This window comes from Flagellimonas oceani (genome assembly GCF_011068285.1).
Lineage (GTDB): Bacteria > Bacteroidota > Bacteroidia > Flavobacteriales > Flavobacteriaceae > Flagellimonas > Flagellimonas oceani.
Genome location: NZ_CP049616.1, coordinates 2519270 through 2542116 on the forward strand (window position 1 = coordinate 2519270; position 22847 = coordinate 2542116).

A 22847-nucleotide genomic window follows, 5' to 3' on the forward strand; every position below is an offset into this window, starting at 1 on the left:
TACTAAAAATAATGACTTTTATTTATTAAATGGTCCGTCAAAAAGTTATATTTTAATACACTTTTAACTGATTTAAAACCAGTCAACCAAATAATCTAGTAATTTTGTAGGGTACTGATTTATAAACCTAAAAATTAAAATATATGGCAACTTTAAGATTAGGGGACACCGCGCCGGATTTTACAGCGGTTACTTCTGAAGGAACATTGAATTTTTATGAATACCTTGGGGACAGTTGGGGAATTCTGTTCTCCCACCCAGCGGATTTTACCCCAGTTTGCACGACCGAATTGGGCACTGCCGCCAAGTTCAAGGATGAGTTTGACAAAAGAAATGTAAAAATGATGGCCCTAAGCGTTGATGGGGCAGCATCCCACATGGAATGGATCAAGGATATCAACGAGACACAAAGTACCAAGGTCAACTTTCCTATAGTTGCCGATGTGGAGCGAAAGGTATCCGACCTTTACGATATGATTCACCCAAACGCGGACAATACACTCACCGTTCGTTCGGTTTTTATCATCGATCCCGATAAAAAAATCAAACTTACGCTCACTTATCCCGCCTCCACCGGACGTAATTTTTACGAATTGCTACGAGTTGTCGATTCCTTACAACTAACGGCAAACCATAAAGTAGCGACTCCCGCCAACTGGAAAAATGGCGAAAAAGTGGTGGTAAGCCCCGCCATTCCTACGGAAGAGGCCAAAAGTATTTTTACAAAGGGCGTGGAAGAAGTAAAACCATACCTGCGTTTGACGCCCGATCCAACCACATAATTATTTTTATTTGAAGAAAAAAACTGATTGCCAATAAATTAAACGTACCTTTGGAGCCAATTTAATTTTTTCAATTTATATTATGAGTAAAGGAACAGTAAAATTCTTCAATGATTCTAAAGGTTACGGATTTATCACTGAAGATGGTTCAAACACAGATCACTTCGTACACATTTCAGGTTTAATCGATGAAATTAGAGAAGGTGATGTTGTAGAATTCGAACTACAACAAGGTAAAAAAGGATTGAACGCCGTTAACGTACAAGTTGCGGATTAGGTTATAATAAACTTTTTTTCTAGACAAGCCCGGGCTTAAGCCCGGGCTTTTTTTTGCCTTTTTTACAAAGTCCACGCAACCATTCCAAAATTTACTATCTAAACAATAAACAAACACTGTTCCCCATAACCATTAAACCAATATAAATGAACACCTTTTTCGGAGTACTGTCGTTCCTTTTGATTGTTAATGTCCTACTATTGGTATGGAGTGTCAATGGTTCAAAAAAGTAATAAAAAGTCCTTTTGGGCAATAGGTAGGGTATTTCATCGTTGAATTGTTACCCTATAAACACATTACAACCATGACAACTTTTTTAAGCATTCTTGTTGCACTACTTGCACTTAACGCCTGTTTATTGCTTTTGAGCGTAAACCGGGCCAAATAAAAAAGCCTCCATTACTGAAGGCTTTCTATATTTTGATGTGAAATTCCTTATTTCACGTTCATCAATTCCACGTCAAAAATCAATGTTGCGTTTGGTGGAATAACTCCGCCGGCTCCCGTACTTCCATAAGCTAAATGCGATGGAATCACAAAACGTGCCTTATCCCCGACCTTTAGCAAACCAATACCTTCGTCCCAACCGGGAATTACCTGTCCAATGCCCAATGAGAAATCTATAGGTTGCTTTCTCTTGTAGGATGAATCAAAAACTTGACCGTTGGCCAAAGCCCCTTCATAATGCACGGATACGGTTTTACCTTTTTCCGCCTTGGCACCGCTTCCTTTCTGAATAATTTTATAACGCAGCCCACTGTCCGTCTTATCAAAACCGGCAGCCAATTTTTCGAGTTCGGCCTCCGCAGCGGCCTTTTGTTCTGCAATACGCTTTTCCCTTGCGCCTTCAAACGTGCGGAAAGCCTCGATAGCGTTCCAATTTTTGGCCTCTTCTCCTACCCTAACTATTTCCAAAGTTTCAATGGCATCGCCTTGGGCAATGGCATCCACAACATCCTGACCTTCTTCAACACGACCGAAAACGGTATGTTTGTTATCCAACCATGGTGTAGCTACGTGGGTGATAAAAAATTGGCTTCCATTGGTTCCAGGTCCTGCATTGGCCATGGAAAGCACCCCCGGTCCATCATGCACCAAATCTGGATGGAATTCGTCATCAAACTTATATCCCGGGTCACCGGTCCCGGTTCCGGATGGACATCCACCCTGAACCATAAAATCGGCAATCACCCTGTGGAACTTTAGTCCATCATAATACGGTTTTCCTTGTGGTTTTGCACTGTTCTCCATATTCCCTTCCGCCAGTGCAACAAAGTTGCCGACCGTTCCAGGTGTTTTATCGTGCGTAAGCTTCACCAATATTTCACCTTTGGAAGTATTGAACTTTGCGTAGATTCCGTCTTGCATTGTATATGATTAATAGATTATTAGAAAATTGGATTCTTTTTTTCCGATGGGCAAAGATAGTTGTTTATGGGCAAGGTAAAAAGTTGGCAATCACTTTGGGGAATACAGGGTTTGTAAGACAATTGTCCATTAAAAGGTTATAGGGCAATAATTTCTAGAAAATGAAACCAAGGCTTAAATTAGTAGTATGAAAAACACCATATCCGAGCGGATTGCCGATTTTTTAAAAAACTACCCACCATTCAATGCCATGGATGCAAGGCAATTGGAGCAATTGTCACTTGAGGTCACCATAATTCACAAAGAAACGAACACCATTGTTTTTGGCCAGGGTGAAAGTCCCCACAACAATTTTTATGTAGTGAACAAAGGGGCCGTTGCTTTATCCAAAGCAGGTTCGAGCCAAATTTTGGACATCTGTGATGAAGGCGATGTGTTCGGATTGCGTCCCCTACTGGCCAACGAAAGCTACAAACTGGAAGCAAAGGCGTACGAAGAGACTATCCTCTATGCCATTCCGATTAAGGATTTTAAACCCCTAGCTCTCGAAAACAAGCGTATCGGAAATTTTTTGATAGAAAGCTTTGCATCCAACACAGGTAACCCCTATTCCATTAAGCACCGCGGCAAACTATATGGTGAAAGCAGTGAATCCAACCAATACTCTAGCGACAAAATGCTGGATTTACAGCCCATTAAATATTCCACCAAGCTCATCACCTGCACAGAAGGCACGCAGATAAAGACCATTGCCAACAAAATGACCAAACACAATGTAGGCTGTATGCTGGTTGTGCGGAACGACCTACCCTTGGGAATCATAACAGACAAGGATATCAGAAAAAAAGTGGCCACGGGATTGCACCCCATAACCGCTTCTGCCCAATCCGTAATGTCTTCGCCCATCATCACCTACCCCAAAGGACTAACCTTGGCACAATCACAAATGGCCATGATGAAGAGCGATATCAGTCATTTAGTGCTCACAGAGGATGGAACGACGGACACCAAAGTGGTCGGAATCCTTTCCAAACACGATATCATGGTGGCCGTCGGAAACAATCCCGCTGTACTGTTGCGCGCCATTAAAAGGGCTACCAAAGCCAAGAGATTGCGAGGTATTCGACACGGAATCATGAATTTGCTCCAAGGCTATTTGGAACAGAACATTCCATTGGGGCTTGTTTCCAAAATTATTTCCGAACTCAATGATGCCTCTACAAAACAGGTGGTAAAAATCGCTTTATCCAAAATGGACAAAGAGCCGCCCGTAAAATTTACCTGGTTGAGCATGGGAAGTCAGGGGCGCGGAGAGCAATTATTGAACACCGACCAGGACAACGCCATTATTTTTGAAGACGTTCCCGAGGAAAATTTGGAAACTACCCGAAACTATTTTCTAAAATTGAGTGAACGGATTTCCAAAATGCTCAACACCATCGGTTTTGAATACTGCCCGGCCGATATGATGGCATCCAACCCGTCTTGGTGCCATAGTCTAAGTGAATGGAAAAAGGTGACCACCCATTGGATACACAACCCTGGACCCGATGAAATCCTATTATCGTCCATATTTTTCGACTACAATGTTACTTATGGAGATAAGGCCCTTGCCGACGAACTATCACAAAGTATTTTTGATAACGTCCAAGGATATCCACTATTCTTTACCCATTTGGCCAGCGGGGCACTGCAAAACCCATCACCTTCCGGGTTTTTTAGGGATTTTTTAGTGGAGCAAGATGGTGAACACAAAGATTTCTTCGATTTAAAACTACGCGCTCTAATGCCCATAATCGATGCGGCACGGGTACTGATTTTGTCACATTCCATTAAATCCATCAACAACACCGCCGAGCGTTATGAAAAGCTCGCAGAACTAGAGCCCAACAACAAGGAACTCTATTTGGCTTGTTCCTATGCCAGTAAGGCTTTGCTCAAATTTAGAACAAGACAGGGCCTGCTCCACAACGATTCGGGCCGATACATTGCTTTGGACAAATTGAACAAGGAAGAAAAAATCAAACTAAAGAGAACCTTTAAGACCGTAAAGGAAATTCAGTCCTTGATCGAGGTAAGGTTCCAAGTAAAAAACCTTTTGCGCTAATGTGGCCTTTTTCCAAAAAAAAACCGTTGGAACTTCCCGATTTTTGGTGGGAGTACGAGGCCCATTTCAACGAAAAGCTTCCAGAAGGCGTACACGAAAATACATTTGTGGTACTGGATACCGAAACCACCGGTTTTAGTTTGACCAAGGACAGAATGCTATGCATCGGCGCCTTGAAACTTTTGGATAACAATATTGTGGTAAAAGAAAGTTTTGAAGTCTATATCCAACAGGAACATTACGATTCGGAAAGTGCCGAAATACACGGAATCCTTAAGCACAGTAAAAAGAACACCATTTCCGAACTTGATGCCCTGAAGCAATTTTTGGTATATGCAAAAAACTACGTGTTGGTTGGGCATCATGTGATGTTCGACGTCAATATGATCAATGCGGCACTTAAAAGAAACGGACTTCCTAAACTCAAGAACAAGACGTTGGATACCGAATCGCTCTACATTAGAACCCTTTTGATTTCTTCTGTGGTCCAAAAAAAGGAAAGGTACTCCTTGGATGACCTAGCCAAAAAATTTAGCATATCAAGAAAAGACAGACATACGGCTCTGGGGGACGCCTTTATTACGGCAATTGCTTTTTTAAGAACCATTGAAAAACTAAAGCCACAAAAAATGAAGGACCTACTTAGGTAAAGAGGTCCTTCAAAATTTATTGACCAAAAATAATTAAAGACTTTCCTTCATAATTGATTCCACTACCTCTGGATTCAACAATGTGGAAGTATCACCAAGATTACTGGTATCTTTTGAAGCGATTTTCCTTAAAATTCGCCTCATGATCTTACCACTTCGTGTTTTTGGAAGCCCGTCTACAAACTGTATCTTATCCAGCTTGGCGATAGGGCCGATATGTTCGGTTATCAATTGGTTGATTTCCTTTTTCAGGTTGTCACGATTACGGGTCTCCCCTGTTTCCTTCAAAATAACGTAGCCGTACAATGCATTTCCTTTGATGTCGTGGGGGAATCCAACAATGGCGGATTCGGCCACCGCTGGATGCTCGTTGATGGCATCTTCAATCGGAGCAGTTCCCAGATTATGTCCAGATACGATAATGACATCATCAACCCTACCCGTGATTCGGTAGTAACCTACCTCATCCCGAAGAGCGCCATCACCTGTAAAATATTTCCCTTCAAAAGCAGAGAAATAGGTGTCTTTATAGCGTTGGTGGTTGCCCCAAATAGTTCGCGCAATGGATGGCCACGGATACTTGATACAAAGTCTTCCATCGACTTGGTTCCCCTTGATTTCCTTACCATTTTCATCCATGAGCGCAGGCTGGATACCCGGCATGGGCAAAGTGGCATAGGTCGGTTTTGTAGGTGTTGAAAAAGGAATGGGTGAAATAAGGATTCCACCTGTTTCCGTTTGCCACCAAGTATCCACAATCGGGCATTTTTTATCGCCCACATGATCGTTGTACCAGTGCCAAGCTTCCTCGTTGATGGGCTCTCCCACGGTTCCCAAAACCTTCAAACTGGAAAGGTCGTGATTGACAACATAATCGAGGTTTTCCTTGGCCAAGGCCCTGATCGCGGTGGGAGCGGTATAGAATTGGTTTACCTTGTGCTTCTGAACCACATCCCAGAACCTTCCAAAATCGGGATAAGATGGCACTCCTTCGAACATTACCGAAGTAGCCCCATTGGCCAAAGGTCCGTAAACGATGTAGGAGTGACCGGTAATCCATCCGATGTCGGCAGTACACCAATACACATCATCTTCGCGGTACTGGAAAACGTTTTTAAATGTGTATGCCGTGTAAACCATATAACCTCCCGTTGTATGGACCATCCCTTTTGGGCGACCTGTGGAGCCAGAGGTATACAATATGAACAATGGGTCCTCGGCATCCATGAGTTCGGGCACACAATCAGAATATGCTTTATCCAATAACGGCTGAACCCAAACGTCTCGACCCTCTTTCATTGTGACCTTGCCCCCTGTTCGTTTTGAAACCAAAACACTCTTCACATCCAGGCAACTTTCCAGGGCTTCATCTACAATGGCCTTAAGGTCGATGACTTTGGCTCCCCGGAACGAACCATCTGAAGTAAGTACAATTTTCGCCCCACAATCGTTGATTCTGGTTGACAATGCGGTTGATGAAAATCCTGCAAAAACCACGGAATGAATGGCCCCTATCCGTGCACAGGCCAAAACAGCGATGGCCAAATCCGGGATCATGGGCAAATAGATAACTACCCTGTCGCCCTTTTTAACACCTTTTTCCTTTAATACATTGGCATATTTGCATACCCGCTCATGAAGTTGACGGTAGGTTATGTGCTCTGCTTCCTCATTAGGATCGTTGGGTTCAAAAAGAATGGCGGTCTTATCTCCTCGAATACGAAGATGGCGGTCTATACAATTTTCGGTAATGTTCAGCTTGGCACCTTTGAACCAACTGATTTCCGGTTTCGTAAAATCCCATTCCAGCACCGAATCCCATTTTTTCCGCCAGAAAAAGTGTTCTTCAGCGACTTCTTCCCAAAATTCCTCGGGGTTTCTTACGGATTTTCGATACACCTGGAAATATTCCTCCAAATGTTTGATGTGGTAGTTACTCATTGTGTTCAATTAAATTTTAAGCTGCCTTAAAAATACGGAAAAACGGGGCAAAATCACAGTCCGTTCAGTGTTCAATTGCCTCACCGGCTCCTGCGGGAATACGAATATTTTCCACAATTTCTTGCACTTCTTCCGGAGGGTCGGCCGTGAATTGATTTACCAGAATGGCCACAATAAAATTGACCAACATCGCAATAGATCCAAATCCTTCGGGCGAAACACCGAACCACCAACTTTCCTCAAGTCCGGCAACAGCTCCTTGGCCTCCATCAAAAATGCCAAATTTGAATTTCAACATATAGAAAAGCATCAGGCAAAGACCTACAATCATTCCCGATATGGCTCCTTTACTGTTCATTTTCTTATAAAAAATCCCCAAAATAATGGCCGGAAAAAACGATGCGGCAGCCAGCCCAAAGGCCAATGCCACCACCGCAGCCACGAAACCAGGCGGGTTGATTCCGAAGTAACCTGCCACAACGACGGCAACCGCAGCAGAAAGTCTGGCTACCCAAATCTCTGCTTTTTCGGAAAGGTCAGGTTTAAGTACGTTCTTGATCAAATCGTGCGAAACCGAAGAAGAAATCACCAACAACAATCCCGCTGCGGTGGACAAGGCAGCCGCCAATCCTCCGGCTGCAATCAAACCAATGACCCAAGCGGGCAAATTGGCTATCTCTGGATTGGCCAATACGGTGATATCTGGGTCAACAGACAATTCGTTTATTTCGGGATCAGCAACATACTGAATTTTGCCATCGCCATTTTTATCCTCATGGGCAATCAACCCTGTGGTTTCCCAACGGCTGAACCATTCGGGCATATTGTCGTACTCCTTGCCACTCACGGTTTCAATAAGGTTGGTTCTAGCAAAAACAGCGACTGCTGGTGCCGTGGTGTACAAAATGGCAATAAACAACAGGGCCAATCCAGCCGATTTTCTGGCATCACGGACGCGTTTTACCGTAAAAAATCGAACAATCACGTGAGGTAATCCCGCGGTACCCACCATCAATGCGAGGGTAATGGCAAAGACATCAATGGTACTTTTGGAGCCATCGGTATATGCGGCAAAACCCAGTTCTTCGGACAGACCGTCCAGTTTGTCCAAAAGATAGGTTCCGGAACCATCGGATAATGTATCCCCAAAACCCAATTGGGGAACTGGATTACCCGTCATCTGGATGGAAATAAATATGGCGGGCACCATAAAAGCGAATATCAGCACGCAGTATTGGGCCACTTGGGTATAGGTGATTCCCTTCATCCCTCCAAGAACGGCATAAAACAAAACAATCACCATACCGATGACAACGCCTGTATTGATATCAACTTCCAAATACCTGGAAAAGACGATACCCACGCCCCGCATTTGTCCTGCCACATAAGTGAACGAAACAATTAGAGCACAAATAACCGCCACGACCCGAGCAGTTTTGGAATAGTAGCGTTCCCCAATAAAATCGGGCACGGTAAACTTTCCGAACTTTCGAAGGTAAGGTGCCAATAACAGCGCCAAAAGCACATAGCCCCCTGTCCATCCCATCAAATATACGGCGCCATCGTATCCTGCAAAGGAAATGATTCCCGCCATGGAGATAAACGAGGCCGCCGACATCCAATCCGCTGCGGTGGCCATTCCGTTGGCAAATGGGGAGACCCCACCACCAGCTACGTAAAATTCCTTGGTGGAACCGGCTCGGGACCAGATGGCAATTCCTATATATAGACCAAAGGACAATGCGACCAATACGTAGGTCCAAATTTGAACATCACTCATGATAAAGTTTTAATGATTGGTTAATCCTCGTTGTAGCCGTATTTTTTGTCCAACTTGTTCATAAGTCGAACGTAAACAAAAATGAGAATCACAAATACGTAGATAGCTCCCTGCTGGGCAAACCAAAACCCCAGTTTAAACCCTCCCATACGAATGTTGTCCAATGCATCCTTAAAGAGGATTCCGGCTCCATAGGAGACCAAAAACCAGATGGTCAATAGAATAACCAAATACTTTAGGTTTTCCCTCCAATAGGCGGTGGCCTTTTTTTGTTTTTCTGACATGGGTTGGTGGTTTGTTTAGTTAATTTGTTTGTGCCATGTCAATATATCAATTTAGTTTTAAGATTTATTACTATTGAGGCAACAAAAAAAGGGAATTCACAGAATTCCCTTTCTTTTATTGGTCACATAACAAGTGTGCAATGGTTATTTTGCCAAATATGCGTTTACATTGGATAGAATACGTTCCTGAAGGTTGGAAATATCACTTTTTACAAATTGCTCTCCCGTAATGTTTTCATAAAGTTCAATATACCGATTGGAAACCGATTCGATGTAGTCATCCGACATCTCGGGAACTGACTGCCCTTCCAAGCCTTGAAAACCATTGGAAATCAACCATTGCCTTACAAATTCCTTGGAGAGTTGTTTTTGAGGTTCTCCTTTTTCTTGACGCTCTTGGTAACCATCGGCATAAAAATAGCGTGATGAATCCGGGGTGTGGATTTCATCAATCAACACAATTTGACCCTCTTTGGTCTTCCCGAATTCGTATTTCGTATCCACCAAAATCAGTCCGCGCTCTGCGGCTATTTCGGTCCCTCTTTGAAAAAGGGCACGGGTATATTTTTCCAAGACTTCATAATCCTCTTTGGAAACGATGCCCCGCTTCAAAATATCTTCTTTGGAAATATCCTCGTCGTGATCCCCTTTTTCTGCTTTGGTGGCCGGTGTGATGATGGGTTCAGGAAATTTATCGTTCTCTTGCATCCCTTCGGGCATGGGCACACTACAAAGCAACCTTTTACCTGCTTTATATTCGCGGGCAGCGTGACCCGACATATAGCCTCTTATCACCATTTCCACTTTGAAAGGTATACAAGCCTTGCCTACCGCTACGTTGGGGTCAGGCGTCGCCATTAACCAATTGGGGACAATATCTTCGGTATCCTTCATCATTTTGGTTGCAATCTGGTTCAATATTTGCCCTTTGTAGGGGATTCCCTTGGGCATAACCACATCAAAGGCAGAAAGGCGGTCTGTGGCCACCATCACCAAAATATCGTTGTCCAAGGTATAAACTTCCCTTACTTTTCCTTTATAAACAGATTTTTGCCCAGGAAAGTTAAAATCCGTGGACATCAGTGTATTCATTCCCATACTATCTTCTAGAATTGATTCTGGTGCTCTATGTTTTTATAGGCATCAATCACCTTTTTCACCAATTTGTGTCGTATCACATCTTTATCATCCAAGTAAATGATGCTTATACCTTCCACATTCTTTAAAATAAGCAATGCTTCCTTAAGCCCTGAGATCACCCTTCTCGGCAAATCAATCTGACCCGGGTCGCCCGTTAATAAAAACTTGGCGTTCTTTCCCATACGGGTCAAGAACATTTTCATTTGGGCATGGGTGGTATTCTGGGCCTCGTCCAAAATCACAAAGGCGTTATCCAGTGTACGACCGCGCATAAAGGCCATAGGTGCAATTTGGATGGTACCGTCCTCGATATATTTTTCCAATTTCTCGGAAGGAATCATATCCCGAAGGGCATCGTACAAAGGTTGCATATACGGATCTAGCTTCTCTTTAAGATCTCCCGGAAGAAAACCAAGATTTTCCCCTGCTTCCACAGCGGGACGGGTCAAAATAATTCGCCTGACCTGTTTTTCCTTCAAAGCTTTTACAGCTAAGGCCACACCGGTATAGGTTTTACCTGTTCCTGCAGGACCAATGGCAAATACCATATCGTCCACTTTACAGGCATCTACCATACGTCTTTGGTTCGCTGTCTGGGCCTTTATCAACCTACCGCTAACACCGTGTACCAAAACATCACCGCTGCTTTTGGAAGATGTATATTCCTCCTTACTGCTGCTGGTAAGCACCCGCTCGATCATGTTTTCGTCAAGCTTGTTGTACTTGGCAAATTGACTGGTAAGTTCATCAAAGCGTTTGTCGAACTCTTCCAAAAGTTCTTCATCACCAAATACCTTGATCTTGTTGCCTCTCGCTACAATTTTTAGCTTTGGAAAATACTTCTTGAGCAACTCGATATTTGAGTTTTGTTGCCCAAAAAATTCCTGAGGACTGATTTCCGTAAGTTCGATTATTAGTTCGTTCAAAAATTGTGAGGTGTTACAGTTGTTTTTGAAGAATTTAATTCTTTCTTTTTTGACTAATTTTACAAACAAACTTAACTAAAAATCAATTTGAACGCGGAAAAACATATCAACAGTATTGTATGCCAATCATAACCCTAACTACCGATTTTGGATACAAGGACCACTTTGTGGGTGCTGTTAAAGGGGCCATTCTGGGCAACCTTCCCGATATTAGTATTGTTGATATTTCGCACGCCATTAGTCCGTTCAATATTCAAGAGTGCGCGTATATCCTAAGGAACGCCTATCGTTCGTTCCCTAAGGGAACGGTTCATATTGTTGGGGTGGATTCCGAAATTTCACCCGAAAACGAGCATATCGTGGTACAGGTGGACGGACAGTATTTTGTTAGTGCCAACAGCGGTGTTATTTCCTTGATAACTTCCGAGGTTCAACCCGAAAAAGTAGTGGAAATCAATTTGCCCAATGCAGAAGCTGGTGCCTTTCCCGTGCTCAATATTTTTGTTCAGGTAGCTTGCCATATTGCGCGAGGCGGGAAACTGGAAGTTATAGGCCGACCTTTCCAAAGTTTGAAAGAGCTACGTGATTTTGAACCACGGATCACCAATGAGGGCAAGACCATCACGGGCAATGTTATTTATATAGACAACTACGGAAACGTGGTCACAAATATTCAGAAAAGCCTGTTTGAAGCTTACCGAAGCGGACGGGATTTTGAAATTATTGCGAGAACCACCAACATAAGACAGGTACATCAAAGCTATAACGGCATCATCAATTATAATCTGGAACGGAACCAGCGCAAGGGTCCCGGAGATGCCTTGGCACTGTTCAATTCCGCCGGTTATATAGAACTCGCCATTTATAAAAGCGATCTGAATTCCGTTGGAGGTGCTTCCTCCCTGCTTGGACTGAATTACAGGGATACCGTAACCATAAATTTCCTCTAAATGTTGATACGCATTGTAAAACTGACTTTTAAACCCGAAAATATTGCTAGTTTTGAACGAATCTTTGAAGAATCTAAAAATGGCATCTTGGCTTTTGATGGATGTAATATGATAGAACTGTATCAAGACATTAATAATTCCAACATTTTTTTCACCTATAGTTTTTGGAATACGGAAGCCCATCTCAACAACTATAGAAAGTCGGATTTCTTTAAAGGGGTTTGGGGCAATACCAAAAAATTGTTCGCCGATAAACCCGAAGCTTGGAGTGTTCATAAAATTCAATCAACAAACCCATCTTAATGTTCGCAATTTTTAAGAGAGAGGTACGGTCCTTTTTTACATCGCCCATCGGTTATTTGATCGTAGGGTCGTTTTTATTGCTCAATGGACTGTTTCTTTGGGTATTCAAGGGCGAATACAACATTTTTGACTACGGCTTTGCCGATTTGAGCAACTTCTTTTTGCTGGCCCCTTGGATTTTTATCTTTTTGGTGCCCGCCATCACGATGAAGAGTTTTTCCGAAGAACGAAAAATGGGCACGTTGGAATTGCTGTTGATCAAACCCATCTCCATCTGGAAATTGGTACTCGGCAAGTTTTGGGGCGCCTTTCTTTTGTGTGTTATCGCAGTAATCCCGACCATAGTGTATGTTTTTGCCATATCGGGATTGGGAATGACAGCGGGCAATTACGACCTCGGCGTCGTACTGGGCTCTTATTTTGGATTGTTGTTTTTGATGGCCTGCTACACATCGATAGGCATATTTGCATCCACCTTATCGGATAATCAAATTATCGCCTTTTTGGTAGGGATTTTGGTCTGCTTCTTGATTTTTAATGGGTTTGATGCCGCTGCAACACTGTTTTCCAACGGAGAAACCCAACAAACCATTCAGTCACTCGGGGCAAAATCACATTTTGATAGTATTGCAAGAGGTGTGATAGATACCCGTGATTTGGTCTACTTCATCTCATTGACATTGTTGTTTTTGTATCTTACTTTTCAACGTTTAAAACAATTGCCAAGGTAATGGGGAAGTTTTTTATATCCATCGTAAAAGTGATCGTGGCCGTGGTGGTCATCAACCTATTGGCCAGTTTTGTCTACACCCGATTGGACCTTACGGAAGATAAACGCTACACACTCTCCGAGCCCGCCGTTGAAGTGGCCCAAAAATTTGAAACACCCGTTATTGTAGATGTATTGTTGGATGGAAACATTCCCGCAGAGTTCTCCAAATTGAAAGCTGAAACCATTCAATTGTTGGAATCCTTCGCATCGAAGAACAGTAACATCAAATACAACTTGGTGGATCCTTTGGAGGATAGCGAAAATCCACAGGAAACGGTCGCTCAATTACAAAGCCTGGGATTACAGCCCGCCAATGTTACCGTTGAGGAAAACGGGAAAGTATCCAACGAGCTGGTTTTCCCTTGGGCGATGGTCAATTACAACGACCAGACCGTAAAAGTGCAGTTACTCAAAAATAAATTGGGTTCCACGGCCGAGGATCGCATCAACAATTCGGTACAACAATTGGAATATGCCTTTGCCGATGCCTTTACCAAACTCAGCATTAAAGAAAAAAAGAGCATTGCCGTCATCAAAGGAAATGGCGAACTGGATGATATTTTTATTGCCGATTACCTGACCACCATACGTGATTATTACAACATTGGCGCCATTACGCTGGATTCGGTGGCCACCAATCCGCAAAACGTTTTGAATCAGCTCAAAGGGTTTGATCTTGCCATCATTGCAAAGCCAACAGAGGCATTCACCGACCAAGAAAAATATGTGATGGATCAGTATATGGTTCAAGGCGGTAAATCCATTTGGATGGTGGACCAGGTCAATATGGAAATGGACAGCATTTATGCTGGTGGTGGCGAGGCGATTGCCATTCCAAGAGACCTTAATTTGAAGGATTTGTTCTTTAAATATGGGGTTAGAATTAATCCAGTTTTGGTCAACGACCTGTATTTTACCCAAATTGTTCTGGCCACGGGCGAAGGAAATGATTCTCAGTACAATCCCCTACCTTGGTTGTATTACCCGATGGTTTTTTCGCAGAACAACCACCCTATCAACACCAATATTGAAGCGGTTCGCTTTCAGTTTACTAGTCCAATGGATGTATTGGAAAACGATTATCAAAAAACCATTTTGTTGCAGAGTTCGCCACTTTCAAAGATCGATGGAATTCCTAGAGTGGTAAGCTTGGATATGATCAACCAAGAACCTGACCGGGAAACCTACAACAATGGCAATCTGCCGCTAGCTGTGCTTATTGAAGGTGAATTTACCTCAATGTACAAGAACAGGGTGAAACCATTGAAGCTGCAAAACACGCTGGAAGAAGGCCCCGAAAACAAAATGATCGTGATCTCTGATGGTGATGTGATCAAAAACCAGTTGCGCAATGGCCGACCCTTGGAATTGGGTTACGATAAATGGACGAACAGCTTCTACGGCAACAAGGAATTCTTGGTAAACAGCACAAATTACCTCTTGGACAATACGGGGCTTATTAACATTCGGAACAAGAAAGTTTCCATCCCGCTCTTGGATGTCAAAAAAATAGCGGAACAAAAAACCAAGTGGCAGCTCGTAAACATTGGATTGCCAGTAGTTTTAACCCTATTGTTCGGTTTGTTTTTCAGCTACTACAGAAAGCGGAAGTTTACCGCCTAACTGTTGATAAATTAGTTTCTCTGCTAAATCCATTTAGGATATATTTGTTTTTATTGATTTTATATGCCCTTTTTGAAGGGAAAACTGCTAAAAAAGCAACTATTACTAAAGTATTTCGTTGATGAAGTTTATTGTATCCAGTACATATTTATTGAAACAGCTTCAGGTTTTGGGAGGAGTTATCAACAACAGCAACACCTTGCCCATTCTGGACAATTTTTTGTTCGATCTTAAAGAAAGTAAACTAACCGTTTCCGCTTCGGATTTGGAAACTACGATGAGCTCGGTTTTGGAAGTGGATTCCGATTCCGAGGGAACCATTGCCGTTCCTGCCCGTTTGTTGTTGGATACCCTTAAAACATTTCCCGAACAACCGTTGACCTTTGTGGTCGAGGACAACAACACAGTGGAAATCAGTTCCAACCACGGTAAATATGCCTTGGCATACGCCGATGGCGCAGAATTCCCCAAAGCGGTGGAAGTCTCCAACCCGAGCTCTACTACCCTATTGGGCGATATTTTGGCAACGGCCATCAACAAAACCATATTCGCTGCAGGAAACGATGACCTTCGCCCCGTGATGAGCGGTGTGTTTTTCCAATTCTCCCCAGAGAATTTGACTTTTGTGGCCACGGATGCCCACAAATTGGTCAAATATCAACGTCAGGATGTTTCGGCTTCCGAAGTAGCGGAATTTATTATGCCGAAAAAACCATTGACTTTGTTGAAAGGTATTTTGGCAGGTTCTGAATCCGAGGTGACCATCGAATACAATGACAGCAACGCAAAATTCTATTTTGACAATACGGAATTGGTTTGTCGCTTAATTGATGGGAAATACCCGAACTACGAAGCGGTAATTCCAAAAGAAAACCCGAACAAATTGACAATTGCCAGAAATCAGTTTCAGAGTTCTGTGCGCAGGGTTTCTATTTTCTCGAACAAGACCACACACCAGATACGCTTAAAAGTTGCGGGCGCAGAATTGAATATTTCCGCGGAAGATGTGGATTACAGCAATAAAGCGGAAGAAAGATTGTCCTGCTCCTACCAAGGAGACGATATGCAAATTGGTTTCAACTCCAGGTTCCTATTGGAAATGTTGAACAATTTGTCTTCTGATGAAGTTTCTCTGGAAATGAGTTTGCCAAACAGAGCAGGAATCCTTACCCCTATCGATGGATTGGATGAAGGAGAGCACGTGACGATGTTGGTAATGCCTGTGATGCTGAACAACTAAATTAACTACCCAACCATAAAATTGAAAAAGCTGGAGCAAATTGTTCCAGCTTTTTTGTTTTATGATATAAACCTGATCGTCATAAAATGTGATGGAGATTCGCCGTTAGCTGCCTTGACTGCATTCACAATGGGCAGAATAAAACCGATGATTGCTACCCCTATCAAACCCAATATACCCAAGCCCAAAAGTAAAATGGCCGGAATACTGATGATGATATAAAGTATAAGGCTGATTTGAAAATTGATGATGGCCTTTCCGTGTTCGTTCATTCCCTCCACCCTATCTTTGGATGACAACCAAATGATCAAGGGAACGATTAGGCTCCCGAAGCCAATGGCGTAGCCCAATAATTGGGTCAGGTGTGTTACGGCCAACAAAGTGTTGTCCGTTCTAACTGCTTTTTGATTTATAACTTCCATTTTTTGATTGATTTTGATGATTCACCTTATTAGTATACAAATTACTAAAAATGTTACAAACAGCAGCTAATTTGTACTTTTGCACCCATGTCGTACACAGATAACATCGTAGCCTTGGCAACCCCTTCTGGAACAGGGGCCATTGCTGTAATCCGCGTTTCAGGACCGGATGCCATCACCTTGGTGGATAAATTGTTCAAATCCATCAAGGATAAAAAATTGGTCAAACAGAAAAGCCATACCATCCATTTGGGAAATATTGTTGATGGTGATAAAATTCTGGATGAGGCGTTGGTGTCCATTTTTAAAGGGCCACATTCCTACACAGGTGAAAATGTGGTGGAGATTTCCTGTCACGGCTCTCCTTTTATCCAACAACAGATTATTCAATTGTTGTTGCGCAATGGCTGCCGTTCGGCATCGGCAGGAGAATTTACGCTACGTGCATTTCTTAATGGTAAAATGGATTTGAGTCAAGCCGAAGCGGTGGCCGATTTGATTGCCAGTGATAGTGAAGCTGCCCACGACATTGCGATGCAACAGATGCGCGGTGGATTCAGCAATGAAATCCAAGAACTAAGACAAGAACTGCTAAACTTTGCTTCGCTTATTGAACTGGAACTCGATTTTTCCCAAGAAGATGTTGAGTTCGCGGACAGGACGCAGTTCAACGAATTGCTCACCAAAATCAGTAATGTCCTTAAAAAACTGATTGATTCCTTCGCCCTGGGCAACGTCATCAAAAATGGAATTCCGGTGGCTATTGTAGGGCAACCCAACGTTGGGAAATCAACTTTGCTCAATGTTTTGTTGAACGAGGAAAGAGCCATCGTCAGTGAAATTGCGGGTACCACAAGAGATACGGTCGAGGACCATATCAGTATAAAAGGCATCGGTTTTAGGTTTATTGATACCGCAGGAATCCGCGAAACGGTGGATGTGGTAGAGAAAATAGGGATTGAGCGTACTTTTGAAAAAATTGAAAAGGCACGGCTCATTATTTATCTTTTCGATGGAATGGATTTTGACAAATCCGAATTACAACAAATCCAGCAACGTTATCCCAATAAACGGTTGTTGCCCATCTGCAACAAAGTGGACCTCCTAAATCCAAATCAAAAAGAAAAAATTCAATCAGAAATACCCGATGTGCTCTTCCTTTCCGCAAAACTTAAAGAAGGTATATCCGAACTGGAAGGCAGGCTGCTTTCTTTGGTGGATTCAGGGGCATTGAGCGGCGACACCACCATTGTGACCAATAGCAGACATTATGACGCCTTGCTCAAAGCATTGGAGGAAATCCAAAAAGTAAAGGAAGGTCTGGATATGGAACTCTCGAGCGATTTAATGGCCATCGATATCCGTCAAGCGCTCTATCATTTGGGAGAAATCACGGGAAGTGTTACCACGGACGATTTGTTGGGCAATATTTTTTCCAATTTCTGTATCGGGAAATAGAAAACAACTACAACCAATAAAATTATTAAAGCTAAAGCCTAACGTGTTTTTGCTTCGAAAAATTACGTAAATTCATGGTCAGCTCTGAAAACCAATAATAATTTTTAAGAGCTCTATATGACCCAGCTAACGGACTGAAAGTTCTTATAACAAATCAAAAATCCCATACGGTTTATGATATTGTGCTATTCGGATTATTGATAAGCATTTGCATACATCGAACGGTTTAAAATGGTTTTTGGAGTTTTATCCTTTCTTCCCTTAACATCTTGTTTTCAAGGTTGACCATCAACTATTTGAATACTTGAAATCTATTTTTGGAACTACTTTTTTAATTGAACTTTCCTTAAAACAAAAACGATGGTGTGGTCTTTATTGTTCAGCATTTTATCATTTTATGGGATACTCATTGTAGTGAACATTCCAGCTCCCTTCCTTGGACTCAATTTTGAAAACGGGGAAGCACCAAAATTATGGTATGCACCGCCTGGATTTGTTATTCCCATTGTCTGGTTTGTACTGTTCACCCTTCTGGGAATTGGCAGATATTACCTGATTCAGACATCAATTAACCACCAATGGTGGCTGTACGGCCTTGCTTTATTGTGCGCTACTTACGCATACTACACGCTGGGATTGGCAAAGATAACCCATGTTTCTGCGCTCTGGTTCGGGCTCATCGGGAATTTTATCGTTATCCTGTTGGCCGCTTTGATCGTATACAAACTTTTCCCCGTTAACAAGCTTTCTGCAATTCTAACAATACCTGTGATTCTATGGACCGTGTTTGCCTCCATAATCGTGATCGGTGAAATGAAGCTTGAAAAATTGATATAAAGTCATCTAGCCAATATTTATTTCCGAGTTTTTATTCTGAAGCTATAATGATTGCCCACAATTAGTGGCCCGCTATTTTTCAAACAAAACGTATCTTTACAACTGTTGCAGCGACCCCTTAACATTAACCAAGTAACACATCTATTGATGAAAGCGACCATTACGTCCATTGAACTAAGGGGACCGTTCAAATTCTTTGCCCTCTCGGCAACCGCCCTAAAAATCCTTAAACAATTAAGGGCAACAAACTATAAGGACTTCAAGAAAAAAGGAGTTTGGACCACACACTACACCATGACGCTCTGGAACACAGAAGAAGAGCTAAAGGAGTTTGCCCACAGCGGCGCTCATTTGGAAGCGATGAGAAACAGTGGAAAAATTGCCAAGGAAATCCGGACCATAACCATTGATGCCGAGGAACTCCCCGATTGGGCCGAAGCCAAAAAACTATTGGAAAACGCCAAAGTATTCAAATTTTGAATGCTTACAGAAAGGCCGATAATTTGAAAAGGCAGGCATTTTGCATTGACCGTTAATTTTTTCCTTAAATCTTTTCAAAACAATGGTTTATGCACTAATTTAGTCATAATATAAAACACAAATCATGTCAATTAGCAAAAGATACCTATTGATTCTATCCTCCATTATCATTTTACTTTTGGTACCGTTTGTGGCCATGCAATTTTCTTCTGAGGTAAATTGGTCGCTCTTCGATTTTCTGGTAGCTGGAGGATTACTTACCGTTCTTGGGTTTTCCATAGATTTTGCCATTCGTAAAGCAACATCGACCCAGATGAGGTTTGCACTCATAGCCGGCATAGTAATAGTTTTTCTTCTTGTATGGGCCGAATTGGCCGTAGGTGTATTTGGTACCCCGTTCGCTGGCAGTTGATCTTTTTACCGGGTTAGGTCAACTTGGGGCCGTTACATTCCAAAATTTATGTTAAATACTGCCTTGCCCTTTAAATTCAGGGGCAAACACATATTATCCTTCCATAAATTTTATTGATCTTTAGGATTTTTAACAGGACGAATGGGCAAAAGGAAGAAGCAAGCCAAAGTATTACGCATATTTAGAAAAGTACACAGAACCACAGGAGCATTATTATTTATATTCTTCTTTTTTGTATCCATATCCGGACTTATTTTGGGGTGGAAAAAGAACTCTAACGGATATATTCTCCCAAAAACACAAACGGGAACTACTGCAGACTTAAAAAAATGGCTGTCCGTTGACAGTCTTCATACCATAGCCATCACTACCATTGAAAACAAATTTACCGACAGAACTTTTCAAGTTGACCGGATTGATATCAGAAAAGAAAAAGGGTCCCTTAAATTTATTTTTGTGGACTCCTTTTATGAAGTCCAGTTGGATGGGGCGAATGGAAACGTACTATCCATTGGAAAAAGAAGATCCGACTTTTTAGAAGATATACATGATGGCTCCATACTGGATGATTATCTGGGCACCGATGGCTATATTAAATTGATTTACACCACCGTAATGGGCGTGTCCCTATTTATTTTTACCGTTACCGGTTTTTGGCTCTGGTATGGACCAAAACGGATGAGAAAAGCCGGCAAAGCGTAAATCTTTTCCATAAGAAAACTGTCCAAACCAAGATTTGAATGGCTAACCGGATTCATGTTTTCTATCCCTTTATTTTTTTGACGGGAACAGTACCGTATTTATCAATAAGGTACACAAGACTGGCCATGGTCGCCGCACCCAACTCCAGTTCACGTTTGTTCACATGCTCAAATGTATCGTTTTCGGCATGGTGGTGATCAAAATAGCGTTGGGAATCGGGACGCAATCCGGCCAATACTATGCCTTCATCCTTCAACGGACCAATATCCGCACCGCTGCCTCCTTCATAAAACATGTGTATTAAATAGGGGTCGAACAGATTCTTCCAACTTTGTATCTGGGCTATATTTTCTTCGGATGCATCAATGGAGAAACCTCTGGGCGTAAAACCACCTGAATCACTTTCCAAAGCGAATATGTGGTTTTCTCCTTTGTTTCGAGCCACTTCTGCATACTTATTGCCGCCGCGCATTCCATTTTCTTCGTTCATAAACAGCACCACGCGCAGCGTTCGTTTTGGTTCATACCCTGTTTCTTTTAATAGTCTTAGAACATCCATGCTCTGCACGCACCCAGCGCCATCGTCGTGGGAACCGTCCCCAAGGTCCCAAGAGTCCAAATGTCCGCCAACGACCATTATCTCGTTGGGATATTCGCTACCCGTAATCTCACCTATAACGTTGTACGATTGTACATCTTCCAACTGTTTACAGTTTTGTTTAAAATAGAATTTGGCATCTGGATTAAGCTTTAACGTAGCGCTCAATAATTCGGCACCATTGGTACTGATGGCAGCTGCGGGTATGCGCTTATCGACAGGGGTATCGCCATACCCCATGGAACCCGTGTGCGGATAATCGTCCAAACGGAGGTTCATGGAGCGTACAATAACGCCCAGTGCCCCATATTTTCCAGCTTCGGCCGCACCGGAGTAACGTTGGTCCACACAATTGGAGTATGCCGAAAACGTGTTGATCAGGGTAGGGTCCATAGGGCGATTGTAAAAAACAATCTTGCCCTCTATCTTTTCGCGTCCAAGTTTCTCCAAATCCTCAATGCCCTGTACCTCTAACACATTGGCCTTTAATCCGCCGGTAGGTGTTGCCACCGAGCCTCCAAGCGCACAAATGGGCACGTTGGTCGTTAGTCCGGGTTTGGTCTCAAAGTAGGCAAATTCGGGCACTCCCCTTACCCATTTGGGCACCATTACCGGTTGCAGCCAAACTTTATCCAATCCCAAAGAGTCCAATTGGTCCTTGGTATAATCCACTGCTTGCTGCGCCTGCACCGAGCCGGAGAGACGTCCCCCGATTTGGTTGGACAAATAGTTGAGCCAATCGTAGGCCTTGCCATTGGTCAATGCCTCATCATAAATTGCCTTTAATTGCTTTTCGTCCTCGGTCTGCGAAAAAAATGGGGTACTGACCAACAAAAAGGCCAAAATCAGGACTGTTCTCATGTGGTTTCTTTTTCCAGTTCTTGTTTAAAGATTTCTAAATTAGCCTTTATTTCATCGTCCAGCTCGGGTTCCTCTATATCTTTGTACTTTTTTAACGCTTCCATCATTATGGATGCCACAATTACCCTGGCCGCTTTTTTGTTATCGGCCGGAATCACGAACCAGGGTGCATGTTCCTTTGAAGTTTTGTTCAAGGCCTCCTCGTAACAGGCCTCATACGTATCCCAAAGTTTTCGTTCCTCGAGGTCGCCCGGCGAAAATTTCCAATTCTTTTGTTTTAACCGAATCCTCCTCAAAAGGCGCTGTCTCTGCTCTTCTTTGGATAGATGTAGGAAAAACTTAAAGATTATGGTCCCATTTTCGGAAATATGCTTTTCAAAATCATTGATTTGATTATAGCGTTTTTCCCAAAACTCTTCATCAATGTCCTCTACAGAATCAATTTGCGGTATGTTCTCGCCCAAAATATATTCGGGATGCACCTTGGTGACCAAAACATTCTCATAATGGGTACGGTTAAAAACGGAGAATTTCCCTCTTTCGGGCAAGGCTATATAATGTCGCCATAGATAATCGTGCTTTTTTTCCTTGGTAGATGGTACCTTAAAGCTGTGCACCACTACGCCCCTAACATTAAAATCCTTGAACACTTCGCGGATCAAACTATCCTTACCAGCGGTATCGATGCCCTGTAGGCAGACCAGCACACCGTATTTTCCATGTGCATATAGTGTATCTTGAAAATCCCCTAGATCCTTTCTGATACTTTTCAGCTCCTTTTTCAGCTTTTTGTCCGACTCATTAAAGTCCTCGTGTGTATCAATTTCGGACAACTTTATTTTATCCGTTACCCGATAATCCTCTGATTTGATTTCTTTCATAGGATTGAATATAATCCTTTTTGACCATTCCTTCAACCCACCCTCTTCCTGAA

The 22847-nt window shown here is 42.6% G+C and carries 23 protein-coding genes; 14 read left to right on the plus strand and 9 right to left on the minus strand.

Translation table 11 applies throughout. The annotated features are described in order from the left end of the window. The first annotated feature begins 143 nt into the window (after positions 1–143). Both GVT53_RS11555 and GVT53_RS11560 read left to right on the plus strand, forming a co-directional pair. Positions 144–782: a peroxiredoxin gene (locus GVT53_RS11555; RefSeq protein WP_166248773.1), complete on the plus strand. Its 639-nt coding sequence runs from the start codon at positions 144–146 to the stop codon at positions 780–782. A gap of 82 nt (positions 783–864) precedes the next feature. Further along, a complete protein-coding gene (locus GVT53_RS11560; RefSeq protein WP_014034358.1) occupies positions 865–1059 on the plus strand; it encodes a cold-shock protein in 195 nt (64 codons plus the stop codon). A gap of 435 nt (positions 1060–1494) precedes the next feature. Here the strand turns inward: GVT53_RS11560 and GVT53_RS11565 are convergent, their stop codons facing one another. Further along, the gene (locus tag GVT53_RS11565) at positions 1495–2427 is read right to left on the minus strand and encodes a peptidylprolyl isomerase (RefSeq protein WP_166248774.1); all 933 of its coding nucleotides are present in this window, start codon (positions 2425–2427) and stop codon (positions 1495–1497) included. 187 nt (positions 2428–2614) lie between these two features. On the opposite strand from GVT53_RS11565, the gene GVT53_RS11570 reads away from it, so the two are divergent. Continuing rightward, positions 2615–4534, plus strand: coding sequence for a DUF294 nucleotidyltransferase-like domain-containing protein (locus GVT53_RS11570; protein WP_166248775.1), 1920 nt, complete (start codon positions 2615–2617; stop codon positions 4532–4534). After that, positions 4534–5184: a 3'-5' exonuclease gene (locus GVT53_RS11575; protein WP_166248776.1), complete on the plus strand. Its 651-nt coding sequence runs from the start codon at positions 4534–4536 to the stop codon at positions 5182–5184. The genes GVT53_RS11570 and GVT53_RS11575 overlap by 1 nt, the downstream gene beginning before the upstream one ends. Positions 5185–5217: 33 nt before the next feature. On the opposite strand, the gene acs is transcribed toward GVT53_RS11575, so the two are convergent. From acs to GVT53_RS11600, 5 genes are all read right to left on the minus strand, one after another. Then, complete coding sequence (acs, locus tag GVT53_RS11580) at positions 5218–7125, minus strand: acetate--CoA ligase (protein ID WP_166248777.1); 1908 nt, start codon at positions 7123–7125, stop codon at positions 5218–5220. Positions 7126–7189: 64 nt separating this feature from the next. After that, a complete protein-coding gene (locus GVT53_RS11585) occupies positions 7190–8905 on the minus strand; it encodes a sodium:solute symporter family protein (protein WP_166248778.1) in 1716 nt (571 codons plus the stop codon). 20 nt (positions 8906–8925) lie between these two features. Continuing rightward, complete coding sequence (locus GVT53_RS11590) at positions 8926–9189, minus strand: DUF4212 domain-containing protein (protein ID WP_166248779.1); 264 nt, start codon at positions 9187–9189, stop codon at positions 8926–8928. A 144-nt stretch (positions 9190–9333) separates the two neighbouring features. After that, positions 9334–10287 (minus strand): phosphoribosylaminoimidazolesuccinocarboxamide synthase, encoded by a 954-nt coding sequence (locus tag GVT53_RS11595; RefSeq protein ID WP_417940442.1) that lies wholly within the window; start codon positions 10285–10287, stop codon positions 9334–9336. A gap of 8 nt (positions 10288–10295) precedes the next feature. After that, the gene (locus GVT53_RS11600; RefSeq protein ID WP_166248781.1) at positions 10296–11255 is read right to left on the minus strand and encodes a PhoH family protein; all 960 of its coding nucleotides are present in this window, start codon (positions 11253–11255) and stop codon (positions 10296–10298) included. A 119-nt stretch (positions 11256–11374) separates the two neighbouring features. Here GVT53_RS11600 and GVT53_RS11605 point away from each other — a divergent pair, with 119 nt between their 5' ends. From GVT53_RS11605 to dnaN, 5 genes are all read left to right on the plus strand, one after another. Next, positions 11375–12205, plus strand: coding sequence for an SAM hydrolase/SAM-dependent halogenase family protein (locus tag GVT53_RS11605; protein WP_166248782.1), 831 nt, complete (start codon positions 11375–11377; stop codon positions 12203–12205). After that, complete coding sequence (locus GVT53_RS11610; protein WP_166248783.1) at positions 12206–12508, plus strand: putative quinol monooxygenase; 303 nt, start codon at positions 12206–12208, stop codon at positions 12506–12508. Next, the gene (gene gldF / locus GVT53_RS11615) at positions 12508–13239 is read left to right on the plus strand and encodes a gliding motility-associated ABC transporter permease subunit GldF (RefSeq protein ID WP_166248784.1); all 732 of its coding nucleotides are present in this window, start codon (positions 12508–12510) and stop codon (positions 13237–13239) included. Before GVT53_RS11610 ends, gldF begins: the two co-directional genes overlap by 1 nt. Next, positions 13239–14903 (plus strand): gliding motility-associated ABC transporter substrate-binding protein GldG, encoded by a 1665-nt coding sequence (gldG, locus tag GVT53_RS11620; protein WP_166248785.1) that lies wholly within the window; start codon positions 13239–13241, stop codon positions 14901–14903. Before gldF ends, gldG begins: the two co-directional genes overlap by 1 nt. A gap of 121 nt (positions 14904–15024) precedes the next feature. Beyond that, positions 15025–16143 (plus strand): DNA polymerase III subunit beta, encoded by a 1119-nt coding sequence (gene dnaN, locus GVT53_RS11625; protein WP_108246520.1) that lies wholly within the window; start codon positions 15025–15027, stop codon positions 16141–16143. Between the two features lie 59 nt (positions 16144–16202). Here dnaN and GVT53_RS11630 read toward each other — a convergent pair whose 3' ends face one another. Then, the gene (locus GVT53_RS11630; protein ID WP_127140680.1) at positions 16203–16565 is read right to left on the minus strand and encodes a DUF4870 domain-containing protein; all 363 of its coding nucleotides are present in this window, start codon (positions 16563–16565) and stop codon (positions 16203–16205) included. An 87-nt stretch (positions 16566–16652) separates the two neighbouring features. On the opposite strand from GVT53_RS11630, the gene mnmE reads away from it, so the two are divergent. The 5 genes from mnmE to GVT53_RS11655 all read left to right on the plus strand — a co-directional run bounded on the left by mnmE (position 16653) and on the right by GVT53_RS11655 (position 20454). Further along, positions 16653–18023, plus strand: coding sequence for a tRNA uridine-5-carboxymethylaminomethyl(34) synthesis GTPase MnmE (gene mnmE, locus GVT53_RS11635; RefSeq protein ID WP_166248786.1), 1371 nt, complete (start codon positions 16653–16655; stop codon positions 18021–18023). A 360-nt stretch (positions 18024–18383) separates the two neighbouring features. Then, positions 18384–18860: a tryptophan-rich sensory protein gene (locus GVT53_RS11640; RefSeq protein ID WP_166248787.1), complete on the plus strand. Its 477-nt coding sequence runs from the start codon at positions 18384–18386 to the stop codon at positions 18858–18860. A 147-nt stretch (positions 18861–19007) separates the two neighbouring features. Further along, the gene (locus GVT53_RS11645; RefSeq protein WP_166248788.1) at positions 19008–19340 is read left to right on the plus strand and encodes a DUF3291 domain-containing protein; all 333 of its coding nucleotides are present in this window, start codon (positions 19008–19010) and stop codon (positions 19338–19340) included. 124 nt (positions 19341–19464) lie between these two features. Next, complete coding sequence (locus tag GVT53_RS11650; protein WP_166248789.1) at positions 19465–19752, plus strand: hypothetical protein; 288 nt, start codon at positions 19465–19467, stop codon at positions 19750–19752. 141 nt (positions 19753–19893) lie between these two features. Beyond that, complete coding sequence (locus tag GVT53_RS11655; RefSeq protein ID WP_166248790.1) at positions 19894–20454, plus strand: PepSY domain-containing protein; 561 nt, start codon at positions 19894–19896, stop codon at positions 20452–20454. A gap of 61 nt (positions 20455–20515) precedes the next feature. Here GVT53_RS11655 and GVT53_RS11660 read toward each other — a convergent pair whose 3' ends face one another. Then, positions 20516–21913 (minus strand): M20/M25/M40 family metallo-hydrolase, encoded by a 1398-nt coding sequence (locus tag GVT53_RS11660; RefSeq protein WP_166248791.1) that lies wholly within the window; start codon positions 21911–21913, stop codon positions 20516–20518. Continuing rightward, positions 21910–22794 (minus strand): PPK2 family polyphosphate kinase, encoded by an 885-nt coding sequence (locus GVT53_RS11665; RefSeq protein ID WP_166248792.1) that lies wholly within the window; start codon positions 22792–22794, stop codon positions 21910–21912. The genes GVT53_RS11660 and GVT53_RS11665 overlap by 4 nt, the downstream gene beginning before the upstream one ends. Positions 22795–22847: the final 53 nt, after the last annotated feature.